This window comes from Isoptericola sp. b408 (assembly GCF_030588085.1).
GTDB classification, from domain to species: Bacteria; Actinomycetota; Actinomycetes; order Actinomycetales; family Cellulomonadaceae; genus Isoptericola; species Isoptericola sediminis.
In genome coordinates this window covers 696055-714098 of record NZ_JAUQYQ010000001.1, presented here as the reverse complement: position 1 = coordinate 714098, position 18044 = coordinate 696055, and the positions used below count along the sequence as shown (strand labels likewise).

Here is an 18044-nt window from a genome sequence, read left to right as displayed (position 1 = left end):
CGATGAGCACCACGTCCCAGTCCGGACGCGTCCTGCGCACCGCGACCCCGTTCGTCGACCCCCTGGGGCCGACGTCCGTGCAGCACGCCCCGGTGATCCAGACCGCCGGTGCGGTCGTGTGGCGCATCCGCCACGACCGCCTCCAGGTCCAGCTCGTCCACCGCCCCCGCTACGACGACTGGTCGTGGCCCAAGGGCAAGCACGAGGAGGGCGAGTCGCTGGCGACCACCGCCGTGCGGGAGGTCACCGAGGAGACGGGCAAACCCGTGGTCCTCGGGCTCCCGCTGCCCGGTCTGCAGTACCTGACGCCGGAGGGCCGGGTGAAGCGGGTGCACTACTGGGCCGCGCGCCGCGCCTCGGCCAAGCACGACTCCCGGGCGCTGGCCGCGCGGACGCCGGTCGCCCCCGCCTCGAAGCGGGAGATCGACAAGGCCGAGTGGCTCGACGCCGAGGACGCCGCCGAGCGGCTGACCCGGAGCACCGACCGCGGGCCGCTGGACGCGCTGGTCGAGGCGCACCGCGACGGCCAGCTGGCCACGCACGCCGTCGTCATCGTCCGGCACGGACGGGCCCTGCCGCGCGCCAACTGGTACGGCGTCGAGCAGGACCGTCCGCTCACACCCCTGGGGCACGGGCAGGCCGCCGCCCTCGTGCCGGTGCTGGCCTCCTACGGCGTGGACGCGGTGATCTCCAGCCGCTGGGAGCGCTGCGCGACGACGATCGACCCGTACGTGCGCGCCGCCAACCTGCGCCCGGAGTACAGCGACAACCTCGGCGAGGCCCAGCACGAACGCTCCCCGGCGCGCGTCGCGGCGGCGGTGCGCGACCTGCTGGAGGCCGACCGGGCCTCGGTGCTGTGCACGCACCGCCCCGTGCTGCCGACGGTGCTGGACGTGCTCGGCCAGCACTCGAGCCGGTCGGTGGCCTCCACGCTGCCGCGGCGCGACCCCTACCTGGAGCCGGGCGAGGCGCTCGTCGCGCACGTGGCGCGCACGCCGAAGGGCCCCAAGGTGGTCGCGGCCGAGCGGGTGGCTCCGCAGGTCTTCTGAGGCTCCGCCCGCACCGGACCGGTCAGCCGACGGGGCGCCCGCCCCGCAGGACCGTGCGGACGATCGGCACGCCCGGGCGGTAGGCCAGGTGCACGTGCGAGGGCGCGTCGAGCACGACGAGGTCGGCCCGCGCCCCGGGCCGGAGCGTCCCGACGTCGTCGCGCCGCAGGGCCGCGGCTCCCCCGGCGGTGGCGGCGTGCACGGCCTCCAGCGGTGTCAGACCCATCTCCCGCACGGCGAGCGCCACGACGAACGGCATCGACGAGGAGTAGCAGCTGCCAGGGTTGCAGTCGGTGGCCAGGGCGACGGCGACGCCCGCGTCGAGGAGCGCCCGCGCGTCCGGGTAGGGCGAGCGGGTGGAGAACTCCACGGCGGGCAGCAGCGTCGCCACCGTGCTCGACCCCGCCAGTGCCGCGACGTCGTCGCCGGTGAGGTAGGTGCAGTGGTCGACGCTGGCGGCACCGACCTCGACGGCGAGCCGGACACCGGGACCGGGCCCGAGCTGGTTGCCGTGCACGCGGGGCAGCAGCCCGGCGCGGATCCCGGCCTCCAGGACCTCCCGGGACTCGTCGGCGTCGAACGCCGTGGGTGCGGCGGGTTCGCAGAAGACGTCGACCCACCGCGCGTGGGGTGCGCAGGCGGCGAGCATCGGCCCGGTGACGAGGTCGAGGTAGGCACGACGGTCGAGCTCGGCCGGCACGGTGTGGGCGCCGAGGAACGTCGTCTCGTCGGTGAGCTCGCGCGCCAGGCGCAGCATGCGTTCCTCGGTGGCGACGTCCTGGCCGTACCCGCTCTTGATCTCGACGGTCGTGGTCCCCTGGGCGAGCATCTCCGCCACGAGGCGTCCCGCGCCGTGGCGCAGCACGTCGTCGGAGGCGGCCCGCGTGGCCGCGACGGTGGTGGCGATGCCCCCGCCGGTGTACGGCTCGCCGGCCATCCGGGCGGCGAACTCCGCGGACCGGTCCCCGGCGAAGACGACGTGCGAGTGCGAGTCCACGAACCCGGGCACCACGCAGCGTCCCTCGACGTCGAGCCGGTCGTCCGCGGCCGGGGCCCGTGCGGCGGGGCCGGTCCAGACGACCCGACCGCCGGAGACCACCAGCGCGGCGTCGGTCAGGACCCCCGACGGGCCGTGCGCGGGGTCGTGGGCGACGAGCTCGCCGATGCCCGTGACGAGCAGCGTGCGGTCCTCGGCCGGTTCCGTCATCGTCCCTCCTCCACGAGGTCCCAGACCCTCGCGATCGACGTCCGCAGGGCGGCGGCCACGTCCAGGTCGACGTGCCGCCCGTCGCGGACCACGGTGCGTCCGTCGCGGACCACGGTCCGCACGTCGCGGGCCCCGGCGACCAGCGCGGCCTGGGCGGGGTCGGTACCCGCCGTGGCCGGCGTGTCGAGGGCCACGGCGACGAGGTCGGCCCGCGCCCCGACCTCGATCCGGCCGGCGTCGTCCCAGCCGAGCGCGCGGTGGCCCGCCGCGGTGGCCGCCTCGACCACGGCGGCGGGTGCGAGCACGCCCCGGCGGCCGGTGCGCAGCCGGGCGTGCTCCTCCAGCCCGCGTGCCTCGGCGAGCAGGTCGGCGGCCACGTGCTGGTCGGAGCCGACGCACAGCGGCACCCCGGTCGCGGCGAGTCGGTCGACGGGGGCGAGTCCGTCGGCCAGGTCGCGTTCGGTCGTCGGGCAGACGCACACGGCGGTGCCGGACGCGGCCAGCCGGGCGACGTCGTCGGCGTCCAGGTGGACGCCGTGCACCACGGTGGTGCGCGGGCCGAGCGCACCGGCGGCGTCGAGCACCCCCGTGGGGCTCGTCCCGTGGGCCGTCCGTGCCGCCCGGTTCTCGCCGGGCTGCTCGGACAGGTGCGCGTGCAGCGGGGCCCCGTGCTCCCGCGCCCAGGCCGCGACGACGGCGATCTCCTCCGGGGCGAGGGCCCGCACCGAGTGCACGGCCGCCCCGACGCGGACGTCGTCCGCTCCCGCCCAGGCCGACCGGAGCTCCTCCACGCGGGTCCGCCAGGCGTCGGCGTCCCCGTCGCCGAAGCGCCGCTGCGCGGGCGCGAGCGGCTGGTACGAACCGTCCTCGAGCCCACCGTGGAGGTAGCAGGTGTCGAGCAGCGTCAGGCGCACACCGGCCCGGGAGGCGGCCCGCCGCAGCGCCCCGGCCATGGCGTGCGGGTCGTCGTACCGGCCGCCGTCCGGCGCGTGGTGCACGTAGTGGAACTCCCCGACCGCCGTCACACCCGCGAGCGCCAGCTCCGCGTAGGTGGCGGTGGCGAGCTCCTCGTACGCCGCGGGGGTCAGGACGTCGGCGACGGCGTACATGCGCTCACGCCAGGTCCAGAAGGATCCGCCGTCGTCGTGCGTGCGTCCGCGCAGCGCCCGGTGGAAGGCGTGCGAGTGCGCGTCCGCCAGCCCGGGCAGGACGACGCCGGGCAGCACCGTGTCGGTCGGGTCCGGCGTGGTCCCGGGTTCGACGGCGGTCACCCGGCCGGCGTCGGTCTCGACGCGCACCCCGGCGGCGAGGCCGCCCGGCAGCCACGCGTGCTCGCACCAGAAGCTCACGCGGCCTCCCCCAGGAGGTCGGTCAGGACGTCCGCGAGCGCCGCGACACCGGCCTCGCAGTCGGCCGCCTCGGCGTACTCGGTGGGGGTGTGGGAGGCACCCGTGGGGTTGCGGACGAACAGCATCGCGGTCGCCACGCCGGTGGCGGCGAGGATGCCGGCGTCGTGCCCGGCGCCGGTCCCGATCACGGGCGCGGGTGCGCCCCCGGCGGGTCGTCCGACGACGTCGGCCAGGCGGGCGGCCAGGGCCGGGTCGAACACGGTGGCCGGGGACCAGGACTCCTCGACGGGGCCGTAGCCCGACAGGTCGGCGAGGACCCGGTGCACGGCGTCCTCGCGGGGTGCCCGGGAGTCGATCCAGGCCCGGACCCGCGAGGGGATCGCGTTGACGCCGTTCGGCTCCACGGAGACCTTCGCGACGGTGGCGAGCGCGTCGGCCGACCCGGCGGCGGCTCGGACCTCCTGGATCAGCCCGGCCAGGTCCAGCATCGGGTCGTGCCGGTGGGCCAGCGGCGTCGTGCCCGCGTGGTTCGCCTCGCCGTGCAGGTCGACCCGCCAGCGGCCGTGCGGCCAGATCGCCGACGCCACCGCGACGGGCGATTCGTCGTCGCCGTGCAGGTCCGCGAGGTACCGCCCCTGCTCCACGTGCAGCTCGACGAAGGTGCCCACCCGGGCCAGCGCCTCGGTGTCGCGCCCGTAGCCGACCGGGTCCAGGCCCGCCCCGGCCAGCACGTCGGCGAGGGTGTCCCCGGCGTCGTCACGCAGACCGAGCAGACGGTCGGCACCCGCGGTGCCCGTCACGGCCCGGGACCCGAGGCAGGCCAGCCCGAACCGGGCGCCCTCCTCGTCGGAGAAGTTCACGACGCCGAGGGGCCGGGCGGGGCGCACACCGCGGGCCCGCAGCAGGTCGACGGCCGCGAAGGCGCTCGCGACGCCCAGCGGGCCGTCGAACGCGCCGCCTCCGGGCACCGAGTCGAGATGGCTGCCGGTGACGACGCCGGGGCCGTCGGCGTCCGGGTCACCCCACCACGCCCACTGGTTCCCGGCGCGGTCCACGGTGACGTCGAGCCCGCGGGCGGCGGCCTCGGCGACGAACCACTCGCGCAGGGTGAGGTCCGCCGTCGTCCAGGCGAAGCGGGCGTACCCGCCGCTCGGGGCCCGTCCGACGTCGGCGAGGTCCCGCAGGAGTCCCGCGACATCGCTCACGCGTCACCCCGCATCGGCAGCTCGAGGCCACCACGTTCAGCCGCGGCGAGGGCGTCGTCGTACCCGGCGTCGGCGTGCCGCAGCACGCCCGTGGCCGGGTCGTTGGACAGCACCCGCTCGAGCTTCTGCGCGGCCAGGTCGGTGCCGTCTGCGACGGTCACCTGGCCAGCGTGGATCGACCGCCCCATCCCGACGCCGCCGCCGTGGTGCAGCGACACCCAGGTGGCGCCGGAGGCGGTGTTGACCATCGCGTTGAGCAGCGGCCAGTCCGCGATCGCGTCGGAGCCGTCCGCCATCGCCTCGGTCTCGCGGTAGGGCGAGGCCACCGATCCGGAGTCGAGGTGGTCGCGTCCGATGACGATCGGCGCGCTGATCTCGCCGGACTCGACCAGCTCGTTGAAGCGCAGCCCCGCCCGGTCGCGCTCGCCGTGCCCGAGCCAGCAGATGCGCGCGGGCAGCCCCTGGAAGGCGACCTTGTCCTGGGCGGCGCGGATCCACCGGTGCAGGTGGTCGTCGTCGGGGAAGAGGTCGAGCACGGCCCGGTCGGTGGCCGCGATGTCGCGCGGGTCCCCGGACAGCGCCGCCCACCGGAACGGCCCCTTGCCCTGGGCGAACAGCGGGCGGATGTAGGCGGGCACGAAGCCCGGGAACGCGAAGGCCCGCTCGTAACCGCCCTGGCGTGCCTCGTCGCGGATCGAGTTGCCGTAGTCGAACACCTCGGCACCGGCGTCCTGGAAGCCGACCATGGCCTCCACGTGCCGGGCCATCGACTCGCGGGCCCGGTCGGTGAACTCCTCGGGCTTCGCGGCGGCGTACTCGGCCCAGTCGGCGACGTCGACGCCCACCGGGAGGTAGGACAGCGGGTCGTGCGCGGAGGTCTGGTCGGTGACGACGTCCACGTCCGCGCCGCGGCGCAGCAGCTCGGGCAGCACCTCCGCGCTGTTCCCGGTCAGCCCGACCGACAGCGGCCGGGCGGCGGCCTTCGCCTCCTGCACCCGCTGCAGGGCGTCGTCGAGGGAGTCCGCGACGACGTCCAGGTAGCGCTCGCGCACGCGCCGGTCGAGACGCGCCCGGTCGACGTCGACCACGAGGCAGACACCCCCGTTGAGGGTGACGGCGAGCGGCTGCGCGCCGCCCATGCCGCCGCAGCCGCCCGTGACCGTCAGCGTCCCGGCCAGCGTGCCGCCGAAACGCCTGGCGGCCACCGCGGCGAGCGTCTCGTAGGTGCCCTGCAGGATGCCCTGCGCGCCGATGTAGATCCACGACCCGGCCGTCATCTGCCCGTACATCGTCAGCCCGAGCTGCTCGAGACGGCGGAACTCCGGCCAGGTGGCCCAGTCCCCCACGAGGTGGGAGTTGGCGATGAGCACCCGCGGCGCCCACTCGTGGGTCCGCAGCACCCCCACCGGTTTGCCGGACTGCACGAGCATCGTCTCGTCCGCGCGCAGGTCCGTCAGCGTGCGGACCATCGCGTGGAAGCTCGGCCAGTCCCGGGCGGCACGGCCCGTGCCGCCGTAGACGACCAGGTCGTCGGGACGCTCGGCGACCTCCGGGTCGAGGTTGTTCTGCAGCATGCGCAGCGGCGCCTCGGTCTGCCAGCTCCGGGCGGTCAGGGTGGTGCCGCGCGGGGCACGGACCGGCACGGGGGTGCCGCGGTCGTAGGTCGTCATCGGTGACTCCTCGGGTGGGTCGGGTCGGTCAGGCGAGCTCGCCGACGGCGGCGGTCGCGGCGTCCAGCACGGCCCCGCCGACCACGAGGTCGACGACGGCGTCGATCTCCGGCGTCAGGTACCGGTCGGGCCCCGGGCCCGCGACCCGGGTGCGCAGCAGGTCGCGGACGGCGCCGGTGCCCGCGGCCGGCCCGTGGGCCGGGTCCGCGGCGGCGCGCAGGTCCAGGGCCCGGGCGGCGGTGAGCAGCTCGATCGCCAGGACCCGGCTCAGCCCGTCGACGGCGCGGCGCAGCTTGCGGGCACCGGCCCAGCCCATGGAGACGTGGTCCTCCTGCATGGCCGAGGACGGGATCGAGTCCACGCTCGCCGGCGCCGCGAGACGCTTGAGCTCGGAGACGATCCCCGCGGCCGTGTACTGGGCGATCATCAGCCCCGAGTCCACGCCGGGGTCGTCGGCCAGGAACGGCGGCAGGCCCTCGTTGCGCGCGACGTCGAGGAACCTGTCGGTGCGGCGCTCGCTGATGCCGGCGACGTCGGCCACCGCGATCGCCACGAAGTCCAGGACGTACGCCACGGGGGCGCCGTGGAAGTTGCCGTTGGACTCCACCCGGCCGTCCACCGTCACCACCGGGTTGTCGATCGCCGCGGCCAGCTCCCGGTCGGCGACGAGGCGCGCGTGGTCGAGGGTGTCGCGGGCGGCGCCGTGCACCTGGGGCGCGCAGCGCAGCGAGTAGGCGTCCTGGACGCGGGTGCAGGACGGTGTCCCGTCGGGCTCGAGCTCGCGGTGGCTGGCCATGAGCGGGGACCCGGCGAGCAACGCCCGCAGGTTCGCCGCCGACGCCGCCTGCCCCGGGTGGGGGCGCATCGCCACGAGATCGGCCGCGTACGGGGCGTCGGAGCCCAGCAGCGCCTCGACGCTCTGCGCGGCTGCGACGTCGGCGGCGGCGAGCAGGCCCTGCAGGTCGTCCAGGGCCAGGCAGAGCTGGCCGAGCATCCCGTCGGTGCCGTTGATGAGGGCCAGCCCCTCCTTCTCCTGCAGGGCCAGCGGCTCGATCCCGGCCGCGGCCAGCGCCTCCCCGGCCGGGTGGCGGGTGCCCGCGGCGTCCCGGACCTCGCCCTCGCCGAGGGCGGCCAGGGCGACATGGGCGAGCGGTGCGAGATCGCCGGAACAGCCCAGGGAGCCGTACTCGTGGACGACGGGGGTGAGCCCCGCGTTCAGCATCGCCGCGTAGGTCTCGGCGACCTCGGGACGGACACCCGTGCGGCCGGTGCACAGCGTGGCCAGGCGCAGCAGCTGCAGGGCGCGCACCACCTCGGTCTCCACCTCGGGCCCGGACCCCGCGGCGTGGGAGCGCACGAGGGAGAGCTGGAGCTGGGCCCGCGACCCGGCGGGGATGTGCCGGCGGGCGAGGGCGCCGAACCCGGTGGACACGCCGTAGTGGGGGACGACGTCGTCCGCCAGCGCGTCGATCACGGCCCGGGAGCGCGCCATCGCGTCCCGGGCCGCGGCACCCACGGAGACCGGGGCGCCGTGGCGTGCGACGGCGACGACCTGGTCGACCCGCAGGGGGGACCCGTCCAGCAGGACCGTGGTGGTCCCCCGGCCGTCGGTGACGGGGGACGGCGGCGAGGGGTGCGTCGTGCTCATGCCCTCATCGCACACCCGCCGACGGTCGGCGGGGAGCCGTCGGACGGCGATAGTGTCTGGGATACCAGACAGTACGTCCCGGTCGGCCGAGGGAGGTGGTGCGGCGTGGCAGGCAGCAGCGACGTCCCCGCGGCGCGCGCCACGGCGCGCCTGCTCGCCCACCTGGCCGCCCAGCCCGGCCCGGTCCCCGCGTCGTCCGTGGCCGCGAGCCTCGACCTGCCCCGGTCCTCCGTCTACCACCTGCTGTCCGTCCTGGCCGACGAGGGGTTCGTGACCCACTACCCGGAGGAGCGCCGCTACGGACTCGGGGTCGCCACGCTCGGCCTCGGCACCGCCTACACGCGTCAGGCACCCGTGACGCGGCTGGCCCGCCCCGTGGTCTCCCGGCTGGTGGAGGCGACCGGCGAGAACGGCCACCTCGCGCTCCTCAACGGACGTGAGGTGCTCTACCTGGTCGAGCAGCGGGCACCGGGCCGCCCGCCGCTCGTGTCCGACGTCGACGTCCGCCTGCCCGCCCACCTCACGGCGTCCGGGCGGGCGGTCCTCGCCCATCTGCCCGCCGCCCAGGTCCGGGCCGCCTACCCGACCACCGGGGCGTTCAGCGACCGCACGGGACGGGGGCCGCGCACGCTCAGCGAGCTGCGGACGGTGCTGCGCGAGGTCCGGCGGCGGGGGTACGCGGTCGAGGACGGCGAGGTGACCGACGGGTTCGCCTCGGTGGCGGACGTCGTCGTCGACCACCTCGACCGGCCGGTGGCCGGGCTCGCCCTGACCTTCCGGTCCGCCGACCGGGGCCCCGAGGACCGCGAGCGGCTGGCCGACCAGGTGTCCCGGGCGGCCGCCGCGATCAGCACCCGGCTGGGCGCCCGGCCCCGGTGAGGGTCAGCCGCCGACGAGCGGCAGCAGCGCCAGCGTCGCCGCCGCCGCGAGCAGCGCGGCCACCGGGGCGGTGAGCAACCAGTAGATCGCGATCGTGCGGACCACGCCCCAGCGCACGGCGGTCCAGCGCCGGGTGGCGCCGGCGCCCATGATGGCCGAGGTGATGGTGTGCGTGCTCGACACCGGGGCGTAGAGCACGATGGCGTTCGCGTACAGGACGACCGCCGAGACCGACTCGGCGACGAACCCGCGCGCCGGGTCGAGGTCGATGATCCGCTGACCGAGCGTGCGCATGATGCGCCAACCGCCGGCGTAGGTGCCGATCCCCATGGCGGTGGCCGCCGAGATCTTGACCCACAGCGGGACACCGCCGCTCGTCGTGGCCGCGCCGACGGTGATCAGCGCGAGCCAGATGACACCCATCGTCTTCTGCGCGGACTGCAGTCCGTGCCCGAGCGCCATGGCGGCGGCCGAGGCGGTCTGCGCGAGGCGGAACCGCCGGTTGACCCGTGCCGGGGCGACGTTCCGCAGCAGCCACATCAGCGCGAGCATGAGACCGAAGGCGCCGACGAACCCGACCGCCGGGGACAGCAGCATCGGCAGCACGACCTTGTCGACCACCTCGGCGCCGTACACCGCCATCCCGCCGGCCAGCCCGGCGCCCAGCAGCCCACCGATGAGCGAGTGGGTCGAGGAGGTGGGCATCCCGGACCACCAGGCGTACAGGTTCCACACGATCGCGCCGAGCAGCGCGCTGAGCACCACGACGAGGGACTGCAGGGCGGTCGCGCCGTCGAGGTCGACGATCGAGGTCGCGATGGTCTCGGCCACCTCCGTGCCGAGCAGGGCGCCGACGAAGTTCATGCCCGCGGCCATCGTCACCGCGATGCGCGGGGTCAGGGCCCGCGTCGAGACGGAGGTCGCGATCGAGTTCGCCGCGTCGAGGAAGCCGTTGGTGTAGGCGAACCCCAGCGCGACGACCACGATGACGACGACCAGCGCGACCTCCACCGTCACGACTCCTTGACGCTGATGGACTCGACGAGGTGGGCCACGCGCTCGAAGGCGTCGGTGGCCTCCTCGAGGGTGTCGACGATCTCCTTGAGCTTGATGAGCAGGATCGGGTCGGCGACCTTGTCGAACAGGTGACCGAGCAGGGAGCGGTGCAGGTTGTCGCCCTGGTTCTCGAGCCGGTTGATCTCCACGCAGTACTCGGGGAGCTGGTCGAGCTTGCGCAGCCGCGGCATCGCGTCCGCGGTGAGCTCGGCGCAGCGCTGCAGCACCTGCACCTGCTCGGAGACGGCCATCGGCAGCTCGGAGACCTTGTACAGCACGATGAGGTGCCCCGCCTCGTCCATGGCGTCCATGCAGTCGTCCAGGGCGGAGGCCAGGTGGTACAGGTCGTCCCGGTCGAAGGGCGTCACGAAGGTCTGGTTGAGCCGCCGCTTGATCGAGTGCGTGACGTCGTCGGCGAGGTGCTCCGCCTCGGCGAGGCGGGCGACGATCTGCTCGCGCTCCGGCCGGGAGGCGCCCAGCAGCTCGGCGAGCAGCGAGGCACCGGTGACGGTGTGCCGCGCGAGGGCGGCGAGCAGCTCGTAGTAGGTCGAGTCGCGCGGAGTGAGGCGCAGACGCACAGAGACCCCCGGTGGGAAAGAACGCTTTGGTCAGTCACAGGGTAGGACCCGCCCCGGGGCAGCGCGTACTCCGGTCACGGAGATTCACCGCTCCGTGACGGTGGGAGGAGAAGAAGTGCGACGCCGGACCGGGAGCGCCTCTCGGCGCGTGGCCGCTCGAAGCGGCTGAAGATGGAGCCCGGGGCTACCGCGGCCCGGCGCCGCCCCACCATCGTAAGGGCGCGACCCGCACACGTCGAAACCTCTCGCCTCAGTCGAGCGATCCCGCACGCCACAGCGCCGCGGCGTGCTCCAGCTCCTCCGCCGTGCGCGTCAGGTCGCTCGCCCCGCGGGTCATGCGGGCGGCGGCGTCCGGGTCGGCCGTCTCGCGGGCGTCCGCGTCGTAGGCCGCGCCGGTGGCCAGGATCCGGCAGAAGGCGGCGGCCCGTTCGAGCGCGACGGCGAGGTCGCCGCCGTAGACGCCCGAGAGGACGCGGTCGGCCAGCTCGCGCAGGTCGCTCGGGGTGGGCGGCCGCGGCACCCCCGCGACGACCTCGTGGACGGGCGCCACGTCGACCCCGAGGCGGTAGCGCAGGCCGATGGTCCGGGGGTCCCGGCGCACCCACTCGCGCAGCGCGTACAGCCGCCAGAGCGCCCCGGGAAGGGACGCGGGGGCGGCGTCGGACCACAGCTCTGCCACGACGTCCAGCCCCTCCTCCTCCACGAGCCGGACCAGGCGTGCGACCACCTCCGGGTCCTCGGCGGCGCGCGCGGTGTGGACCACGGCGCGGGCGGTCGTGTGGGCCACCTCGTCGCGGCGTGCGGGATCGAGCTCTCCCGGCAGGCTCTCGGCCTCGACCGGGTCGAGCATCGCGGGGCGGCGGAAGCGGGGGCGGTCGGTCACCCCACCAGTCTCGCAGTCGGCGACCGGAATATTTGCATGCTGCAAGCACTTGACTTATTGTTTCTCGAAGCAACGAAAGGGGGTGCGCGATGTCCGACGACGCCACCACCGCTCTCGTCACGGCCCTCGAGCGGCTCAGCCGGGCCCAGCGCGAGGCCGCGGCCCGCATCGCCGGCGACCTCGGGCGCCCCCGCGCCGCGCTCGGCGTCGTGCGACTGCTGCGCGTCCGCGGCCCCGTCCAGCTCTGCGAGGTCGCCGACACCCTGCGCGTGGACGCCTCGGTCGCCAGCCGGCAGGTCGGCGCGCTCGTCGAGGGCGGCTACGTGCGACGCACCGTCGACGAGACCGACCGGCGCGCCCGCACCCTCGAGCTCACGGACGCCGGCCACCGGCTCGCCGCCCAGAGCGATGACCGGTTCGACGCCTTCGTCGCCGAGGCCTTCGCCGACTGGTCGGCCGAGGACCTCGCCGACGCCATCGACCACATCCGCGACGTCGCGGACGCCATCAGCTCCGTCAGCCAGGAGGCCCCTCCCCGATGACCGACACGTCCACCCGATCCACCCCGACCGACACGCCCGCGACGAGCCGCGCCCCGGCGATGACCCGCCGCGAGACGCTGGAGGCCCTCTCGGGCATCCTGCTCGGCGTCTTCGTCTCCCTGCTCGCCACCACCATCGTCTCGACCGCGCTGCCGCGGATCGTCGCCGACCTCGAGGGCTCCCAGCACGCCTACACCTGGGTCGTCACGGCCATGCTGCTGACGATGACGATCTCCACCCCCCTGTGGGGCAAGCTCGCCGACCTGACGAACCGCAAGACGCTCATCCAGGTGGCGCTGGTCATCACCGTGGTCTCCGCGGCGTCGGCCGGGTTCGCCCAGAACATGGAGATGCTCATCACGTCCCGCGCCCTGCAGGGCGTCGGCGCCGGCGGGCTGATGTCCCTGGCGACCGTGCTGATGTCCGACATCATCAGCCCCCGCGAACGCGGCAAGTACATGGGCCTCATGGGTGGTGTCATGGCCGTGGCGCAGATCGGCGGCCCGCTGCTCGGCGGCGTCATCACCGACTCGATCGGCTGGCGCTGGACGTTCTTCGTCGGGGTGCCGTTCGCCGTCGTGGCCCTGGTCGTGCTCCGCACGACCCTGCACCTGCCCGCCAGGCCGCCGCGCACCGTGCGCATCGACGCCGCCGGCGCCGCGCTCATCGCCCTCGGGGTCGCCCTCCTGCTGCTGTGGGTCACCTTTGCCGGCGACCAGTTCGACTGGGCGTCCTGGCAGACGGCCGCCATGGTGGGCGGCGCCGTCGTCGCCCTCCTCGCCGCGGCCCTCGTCGAGCGCCGCGCACCCGAGCCGATCATCCCCCTGCACCTGTTCCGCAACCGGACGTTCGTGCTGTCCGTCGTCGCCTCGGCGGCGGTGGGCGTGGCGATGTTCGGCACCGCGGTGTTCCTCGCCCAGTACCTGCAGCTGGCCCGGGGCATGACACCCACCCAGTCGGGTCTGCAGACGATCCCCATGGTGGTCGGCACCATGGTGGGCGGGATCGTGCTCGGCCGGATCATCTCCCGCACGGGCCGCTACAAGGCGATCATGATCGGCGGGGCCGTCGTGCTGACCGCCTCCCTGTTCGGGATGTCGACGATCGGGACCGGCACCAGCCTGGTCGTGGTCTCCGTGTTCCTGTTCGGGCTCGGGCTGTCCGTGGGCGCGCTCATGCAGAACCTCGTGCTCGCCACCCAGAACACGCTCGGCCTGCGCGACATGGGCGCGGGCACGGCCACCGTGGCGTTCTTCCGCTCGCTGGGCGGCGCGATCGGCGTCTCGGCCCTCGGCGCCGTCCTGGCGGCCGACGTCCGTGACGAGATCACGCGCGGCCTGGCCGGGCTCGGGGTCCCCGCCGGGACGCTCGGCGGGTCCAGCGGCTCCGTGCCCGACATGTCCACGCTGCCGGCACCGGTCGCCGACGTCGTGTCCTCCGCCTACACCGAGGGGATCACCGGGATCTTCCTCGTCGCCGTCCCGATGGCCGTCGTGGCGCTCGTGGCGATCTGCTTCATCGTCGAGATCCCCCTCGGCGAGCGGTCCGGCATCGAGCAGACCCGCGACCTCGTCGCGGAGCAGGAGGCGGCGACGGACCCCGCTCCCGTCCCCGCCGCGGAGGATCGGACCACGCCCGCCGTCGACCCCCGGGAGTGACCGGCACCCGGCCCGGCAGGGGGAAATTCACCCGCTCCAGGGGGCCGGAGTTCAAATCGTGACCTCCGGAACGTCCCGAGAGCGTCGAGGGACCGCCATGATGGGGCACATGCACGACAGCGCTGCGCCCACGACCCCGCCGGACCCGACGACGGACCCCCTGGGTGCCCTGGAACGCGAGGTCCGCGTGCTGATCCGGCGGGCCCAGTCGACGGCCGCCCAGATGGCCCGGCTCATCCACCCGGAGCTCGACGCGTCGGCCTACCCGCTGCTCGCCCACATCGCCCAGTACCCGAACAGCCGCGGGTCCGACCTGGCGGCACACTTCGGCGTCGGCCGCGCCACCGTCTCCCGGCAGCTCAGCCGGATGGCGGACCTCGGACTGGTGCACCGCGAGACCGACCCCGAGGACACGCGCGGGCAGTGCATCACGCTCACCGACGACGGCGTCGCCCGGTTCGAGCACGCCCGCGACGCACGGATCGGCATGCTCGAGGGTGCCCTGGCGTCGTGGTCCGAGGAGGACATCGCCGAGCTCGCCACGCTGCTGCGCCGCTACTCGGCCGACGTGGTCCGCTGGCTGGGGACCCGTCAGGGCGAGGAGTCGCCCGCCACGTCGGGCACGCCGTCCGTCGCGACGGCGGGCTGACCGCGGGGCCGCCCCGGACGGGCGGCCCCCGACGGTCGCTCAGCCCTCGACGGGCTCGAACGTCATGCTGACCGAGTTCATGCAGTAGCGGTCACCGGTCGGCGTCTGGGGTGCGTCGTCGAACACGTGGCCCAGGTGGGACCCGCACCGCGCGCAGCGCACCTCGATGCGCACCATCCCCAGGGACCGGTCCTCGATCAGCTCGACGCGGTCCTCCGCCAACGGGGTGTAGAAGGACGGCCACCCGCAGTGGGATTCGAACTTGGTCTCGCTGCGGAACAGCTCGCCGCCGCAGCCGCGACAGCGGTACACGCCCTCGCGCTGCTCGTCGAGGAGCTCACCCGTCCACGGCCGCTCCGTCCCGGCCTGGCGCAGCACCGAGAACTCCTGCGGGGACAGCTCGATGCGCCACTGGTCGTCAGTCTTGGAAACGTCGTAGCTCATGTCGGCGCCAACACCGCACGTCCGAGCGGTGTTCCCCGGCTCAGCGCTGCCGCGAGCCGCCGGACCGCGACGGCCGCTGCCGACCCTGCTGACCCTGACGCGGCTGCGCGGTCGCGCCCTGGCTGCCCTGGCCACCACGGCCCCGGCGGCGACGGCGACGACCGTCGCCCGTGCCACCGGCGCCGGCCGTCGCGGCCTGCCCCGACGGCTTCTTCCCGGACGCGCGGCCCGCCTGCTGCTGCGGCGGCGTCTCGGACGGGGCCACGTAGGGGGCGACCTCGCCGACCAGCGCGGTCAGCGTGGCGTCACCGGGCGCGGCGGGCTGCGGGCGGGCGGTGATCCGCGCCTTGCGGGTCAGGTCGCGCACGTCGCCGCGCTCCTCGGGGAGCATCACGGTGACGACGTCGCCGCCCGAGCCGGCGCGCGCCGTGCGCCCGGACCGGTGCAGGTACGCCTTGTGCTCGGCCGGCGGGTCGACGTGCACGACGAGCTCGATCTCGTCGACGTGGATGCCGCGCGCGGCGATGTCCGTCGCGACCATGACCTTGACGTCACCCGTCGAGAACGCGGCCAGGTTGCGTTCGCGCGCACCCTGCCCGAGGTTGCCGTGCAGGTCCACGGCCGGCACCCCGGCGGCGGTGAGCTGCCGGGCGAGCTTCTTCGCCTGGTGCTTCGTCCGCGTGAACAGCACCCGCCGGCCCGTCCCGCGGGCGAGCTCGTGGACGACCTGCTTCTTGGACTCCTTGTCCGCCACCGCGAGGATGTGGTGCGTCATCTTCGGCGGCGCGGCCGCGGCCTCGTCGACCGAGTGGGTCACCGGGTTCTTCAGGTAGCGCTTGACCAGGACGTCGACGCCGTTGTCCAGCGTGGCCGAGAAGAGCAGGCGCTGGCCGGTGCGCGGCGTGCGGTCCATGATCCGCTTCACGCCGGGCAGGAACCCGAGGTCGGCCATGTGGTCTGCCTCGTCCAGCACCGTGATCGCCACGTCCTCGAGCGTGAGCACCTTCTGGTTGAGCAGGTCCTCGAGACGCCCCGGGCACGCGATGACGACGTCGACGCCCTGACCGAGGGCCGTGACCTGGCGGGACTGCGCGACGCCGCCGAAGATCGTCGTCGTCCGCAGGCCGAGCGCCTCGGCGAGCGGCTTCATCGTCGCGTCGATCTGGTTCGCCAGCTCACGCGTCGGGCACAGCACCAGCGCGGTGGGCCTGTTCGGCACCCGGCGCGGGCGGCCTGCCGCACGCTCCCGCGCGGCATGCTGCGCCAGCCGGGTCACGACGGGCAACGAGAACGCGAGCGTCTTGCCGGACCCGGTCCGGCCGCGGCCGAGGACGTCGGATCCCGCGAGCGTGTCGGGCAACGAGGCCGACTGGATGGGGAAGGGGGTGGTGATGCCCGTCCGGGTCAGGTGCTCCACGACGGGGGCGGGCAGGCCGAATGCGGCGAAAGAAGTCAACAGAAAAGCCTCTCCGGACGTCGACGACGTCCACGGTCGGGGTCCGCCGCACGCAATCCGGGGGGATCTCCACGACGCCGGGCGCGCGGGTGTCGCAGCCGCCCTCGGGTCCCATTGTCACACGGCCCGTCGCTCGGACCCGCCGTGCCCCGGGCTCGACGTGGTGGAATGGCGGCCGTGGACGACTTCCTCACGACCGCCGGCGACGTGCTCGCGCAGATCTGGACCGCCGCGACCACCGCCGTGGACCCGCCCGACCGCACGGTGGTGATCGCCGCGGGCCTGGTGGCGCTGGCGGTCGTCGCCGTGTCCCCGGTGTGGCGTGTCGCACGGCACGTCATCACCATCGCGCACGAGGGGGCGCACGCGGTCGTGGCGATGCTCACGGGGCGGCGACTGGACGGCATCCGCCTGCACTCGGACACCTCGGGGCTCACGGTCACGGCGGGCCGCCCCCGGGGCCTGGGCATGATCCTCACCGCGTTCGCGGGATACGTCGGCCCCGGGCTCGTCGGCCTCGGCGCGGCCTGGCTGCTGCGCGCCGGGTACGCCGTCGGGCTGCTCTGGCTCCTCGTCGTGCTGCTGGCCCTGCTGCTGCTGAAGATCCGCAACTGGTTCGGCCTGTGGTCCGTGCTCGTCAGCGGCGCCCTGCTGGTCGGGGTGTCCTGGTGGCTCGACCCGACCGTGCAGTCCGCCGTCGCGTACGCCGTGACCTGGTTCCTGCTCCTCGGTGCGGTGCGGCCCGTGGCCGAGCTGCAGTCGCAGCGGGCCAGGGGCCGCGCCCGCACCTCGGACGCGGATCAGCTCGGACGGCTCACCGGCGTGCCGGGGATCGTCTGGGTCCTGATCTTCTTCCTGGTGACGGTCGGTGCACTGGTGCTCGGCGGGTCATGGATCGTCGGACCGGTCACGACCGCCTGAGCGGTCTCGTCAGAGCTTCGCGTAGCGGGCCCGGGCGAAGGAGTAGACGCCGTACGCGGCGATCCCGACACCCAGGACGACGAGCAGCGCGACACCGAACGGCTGCTCACGGACCGTGGTCAGCGCCTCCTCCATGCCACCGGCCTGGTCGGCGTCGTGCGTGACGGCCGCGGCGACGAACAGACCGCCCAGGACGCCGAGCGCGATGCCCTTGGCGATGTAGCCCACCTGGCCGAGGCGGACGACCGCGTTACCCACTGCGCCACCGCCGGTGCCCCGCAGGTCCTCGAGGAACTTCTTGGTCGCGCCCTTGTAGATGTGGTAGATCCCGACGCCGATGACAGTGAGACCGACGGCGCCCACCAGCAGCACGCCGCCGGGAGCCCCCATCACGGAGGCGGTGAGGCTCTCCTCCTTGTTGCCACCGCCGCCCGACCCGCTGCCGGTGGCGTACTGACCCGCCGTGAACGCGAGCACGGCGTAGAGGATGCCCTTGCCCGCCGCCTTGACGCGGGCGCCGGCCTCCTTCTTGTCCGACACGCCGGGGACACCGATGATCGCCTCGGTGAGTTCCCAGAGCCCGAGCGCCGCGAAGCCGACGGTCGCCGCCCAGAGCAGGATCTCGCCGCCCGGCGCCTGGCTGACCTGCTGCATCGCACCCGACGAGTCGGCCTGCCCGGAGGAGGACCCGAAGGCGAGCTGCACCGCCAGCCAGCCGATGATCAGGTGCAGCAGACCCGAGGCCGCGTAGCCGGCCCGAGCGAGGGTGCGGACGGCCGGATGGTTGCGGGCTTGCCGGGCAGCGCCCTGGGCACTCTGGGACGTGGATGACACGTGGACACCTCCTGGT

Annotated in this window: 17 protein-coding genes; 6 read left to right on the top strand and 11 right to left on the bottom strand. The window is 74.6% G+C overall.

Annotation, left to right across the window (positions count from 1 at the left end; all coding sequences use genetic code 11):
* Window positions 1-2 precede the first annotated feature (2 nt).
* Window positions 3-1049, top strand: coding sequence for an NUDIX hydrolase (locus Q6347_RS03280; protein ID WP_304602679.1), 1047 nt, complete (start codon window positions 3-5; stop codon window positions 1047-1049).
* Between the two features lie 22 nt (window positions 1050-1071).
* Here Q6347_RS03280 and hutI read toward each other — a convergent pair whose 3' ends face one another.
* Genes hutI through hutH form a run of 5 tightly spaced genes read right to left on the bottom strand, consistent with a single transcriptional unit; the run spans window position 1072 to window position 8128 of the window.
* The gene (gene hutI / locus Q6347_RS03275; RefSeq protein ID WP_304606673.1) at window positions 1072-2256 is read right to left on the bottom strand and encodes an imidazolonepropionase; all 1185 of its coding nucleotides are present in this window, start codon (window positions 2254-2256) and stop codon (window positions 1072-1074) included.
* Window positions 2253-3605: a formimidoylglutamate deiminase gene (locus Q6347_RS03270; RefSeq protein ID WP_304606672.1), complete on the bottom strand. Its 1353-nt coding sequence runs from the start codon at window positions 3603-3605 to the stop codon at window positions 2253-2255. The genes hutI and Q6347_RS03270 overlap by 4 nt, the downstream gene beginning before the upstream one ends.
* Window positions 3602-4810 carry an allantoate amidohydrolase gene (locus tag Q6347_RS03265; protein WP_304606671.1) on the bottom strand — a complete coding sequence of 403 codons (1209 nt, stop codon included), beginning with the start codon at window positions 4808-4810 and terminating at the stop codon, window positions 3602-3604. The genes Q6347_RS03270 and Q6347_RS03265 overlap by 4 nt, the downstream gene beginning before the upstream one ends.
* Window positions 4807-6480: a urocanate hydratase gene (gene hutU / locus Q6347_RS03260; RefSeq protein WP_304606670.1), complete on the bottom strand. Its 1674-nt coding sequence runs from the start codon at window positions 6478-6480 to the stop codon at window positions 4807-4809. The genes Q6347_RS03265 and hutU overlap by 4 nt, the downstream gene beginning before the upstream one ends.
* Window positions 6481-6508: 28 nt before the next feature.
* Window positions 6509-8128, bottom strand: a complete 1620-nt coding sequence (hutH, locus tag Q6347_RS03255) for a histidine ammonia-lyase (RefSeq protein ID WP_304602684.1) — start codon at window positions 8126-8128, stop codon at window positions 6509-6511.
* Window positions 8129-8233: 105 nt separating this feature from the next.
* Here hutH and Q6347_RS03250 point away from each other — a divergent pair, with 105 nt between their 5' ends.
* On the top strand, window positions 8234-9007 hold the full coding sequence (locus tag Q6347_RS03250; protein ID WP_304602685.1) for an IclR family transcriptional regulator: 774 nt from the start codon (window positions 8234-8236) through the stop codon (window positions 9005-9007).
* Between the two features lie 3 nt (window positions 9008-9010).
* Here Q6347_RS03250 and Q6347_RS03245 read toward each other — a convergent pair whose 3' ends face one another.
* The 3 genes from Q6347_RS03245 to Q6347_RS03235 all read right to left on the bottom strand — a co-directional run bounded on the left by Q6347_RS03245 (window position 9011) and on the right by Q6347_RS03235 (window position 11491).
* A complete protein-coding gene (locus Q6347_RS03245; protein WP_304603086.1) occupies window positions 9011-10018 on the bottom strand; it encodes an inorganic phosphate transporter in 1008 nt (335 codons plus the stop codon).
* A 2-nt stretch (window positions 10019-10020) separates the two neighbouring features.
* The gene (locus tag Q6347_RS03240) at window positions 10021-10641 is read right to left on the bottom strand and encodes a DUF47 domain-containing protein (RefSeq protein ID WP_171246526.1); all 621 of its coding nucleotides are present in this window, start codon (window positions 10639-10641) and stop codon (window positions 10021-10023) included.
* A gap of 250 nt (window positions 10642-10891) precedes the next feature.
* Entirely contained in the window at window positions 10892-11491 is a 600-nt protein-coding gene (locus tag Q6347_RS03235) for a hypothetical protein (RefSeq protein ID WP_171246565.1), read from the bottom strand.
* A 122-nt stretch (window positions 11492-11613) separates the two neighbouring features.
* Between Q6347_RS03235 and Q6347_RS03230 the strand changes: the two genes are divergently transcribed.
* The 3 genes from Q6347_RS03230 (at window position 11614) to Q6347_RS03220 (ending at window position 14373) form a co-directional block, all read left to right on the top strand.
* On the top strand, window positions 11614-12066 hold the full coding sequence (locus Q6347_RS03230) for a MarR family winged helix-turn-helix transcriptional regulator (protein ID WP_171246527.1): 453 nt from the start codon (window positions 11614-11616) through the stop codon (window positions 12064-12066).
* Window positions 12063-13724: an MDR family MFS transporter gene (locus Q6347_RS03225; protein ID WP_304606669.1), complete on the top strand. Its 1662-nt coding sequence runs from the start codon at window positions 12063-12065 to the stop codon at window positions 13722-13724. Before Q6347_RS03230 ends, Q6347_RS03225 begins: the two co-directional genes overlap by 4 nt.
* A gap of 109 nt (window positions 13725-13833) precedes the next feature.
* On the top strand, window positions 13834-14373 hold the full coding sequence (locus Q6347_RS03220) for a MarR family winged helix-turn-helix transcriptional regulator (RefSeq protein ID WP_171246529.1): 540 nt from the start codon (window positions 13834-13836) through the stop codon (window positions 14371-14373).
* A gap of 39 nt (window positions 14374-14412) precedes the next feature.
* Here Q6347_RS03220 and msrB read toward each other — a convergent pair whose 3' ends face one another.
* Both msrB and Q6347_RS03210 read right to left on the bottom strand, forming a co-directional pair.
* Window positions 14413-14817 carry a peptide-methionine (R)-S-oxide reductase MsrB gene (msrB, locus tag Q6347_RS03215; RefSeq protein ID WP_304602687.1) on the bottom strand — a complete coding sequence of 135 codons (405 nt, stop codon included), beginning with the start codon at window positions 14815-14817 and terminating at the stop codon, window positions 14413-14415.
* Window positions 14818-14857: 40 nt separating this feature from the next.
* Window positions 14858-16273 carry a DEAD/DEAH box helicase gene (locus Q6347_RS03210; RefSeq protein WP_304606668.1) on the bottom strand — a complete coding sequence of 472 codons (1416 nt, stop codon included), beginning with the start codon at window positions 16271-16273 and terminating at the stop codon, window positions 14858-14860.
* Window positions 16274-16441: 168 nt separating this feature from the next.
* On the opposite strand from Q6347_RS03210, the gene Q6347_RS03205 reads away from it, so the two are divergent.
* Entirely contained in the window at window positions 16442-17194 is a 753-nt protein-coding gene (locus Q6347_RS03205) for a M50 family metallopeptidase (RefSeq protein WP_171246532.1), read from the top strand.
* Window positions 17195-17203: 9 nt separating this feature from the next.
* Here the strand turns inward: Q6347_RS03205 and Q6347_RS03200 are convergent, their stop codons facing one another.
* Entirely contained in the window at window positions 17204-18028 is an 825-nt protein-coding gene (locus Q6347_RS03200) for a DUF1206 domain-containing protein (protein ID WP_304606667.1), read from the bottom strand.
* Window positions 18029-18044: the final 16 nt, after the last annotated feature.

What these genes read in the sequence shown, in the direction of transcription:
- Q6347_RS03280 (WP_304602679.1), top strand. Translation starts at nt 3, where the DNA reads ATGAGCACCACGTCCCAGTCCGGACGCGTCCTGCGCACCGCGACCCCG.
- hutI (WP_304606673.1), bottom strand. Translation starts at nt 2,256, where the DNA reads ATGACGGAACCGGCCGAGGACCGCACGCTGCTCGTCACGGGCATCGGC.
- hutU (WP_304606670.1), bottom strand. Translation starts at nt 6,480, where the DNA reads ATGACGACCTACGACCGCGGCACCCCCGTGCCGGTCCGTGCCCCGCGC.
- hutH (WP_304602684.1), bottom strand. Translation starts at nt 8,128, where the DNA reads ATGAGCACGACGCACCCCTCGCCGCCGTCCCCCGTCACCGACGGCCGG.
- Q6347_RS03235 (WP_171246565.1), bottom strand. Translation starts at nt 11,491, where the DNA reads ATGCTCGACCCGGTCGAGGCCGAGAGCCTGCCGGGAGAGCTCGATCCC.
- Q6347_RS03230 (WP_171246527.1), top strand. Translation starts at nt 11,614, where the DNA reads ATGTCCGACGACGCCACCACCGCTCTCGTCACGGCCCTCGAGCGGCTC.
- Q6347_RS03225 (WP_304606669.1), top strand. Translation starts at nt 12,063, where the DNA reads ATGACCGACACGTCCACCCGATCCACCCCGACCGACACGCCCGCGACG.
- Q6347_RS03220 (WP_171246529.1), top strand. Translation starts at nt 13,834, where the DNA reads ATGCACGACAGCGCTGCGCCCACGACCCCGCCGGACCCGACGACGGAC.
- msrB (WP_304602687.1), bottom strand. Translation starts at nt 14,817, where the DNA reads ATGAGCTACGACGTTTCCAAGACTGACGACCAGTGGCGCATCGAGCTG.
- Q6347_RS03205 (WP_171246532.1), top strand. Translation starts at nt 16,442, where the DNA reads ATGGCGGCCGTGGACGACTTCCTCACGACCGCCGGCGACGTGCTCGCG.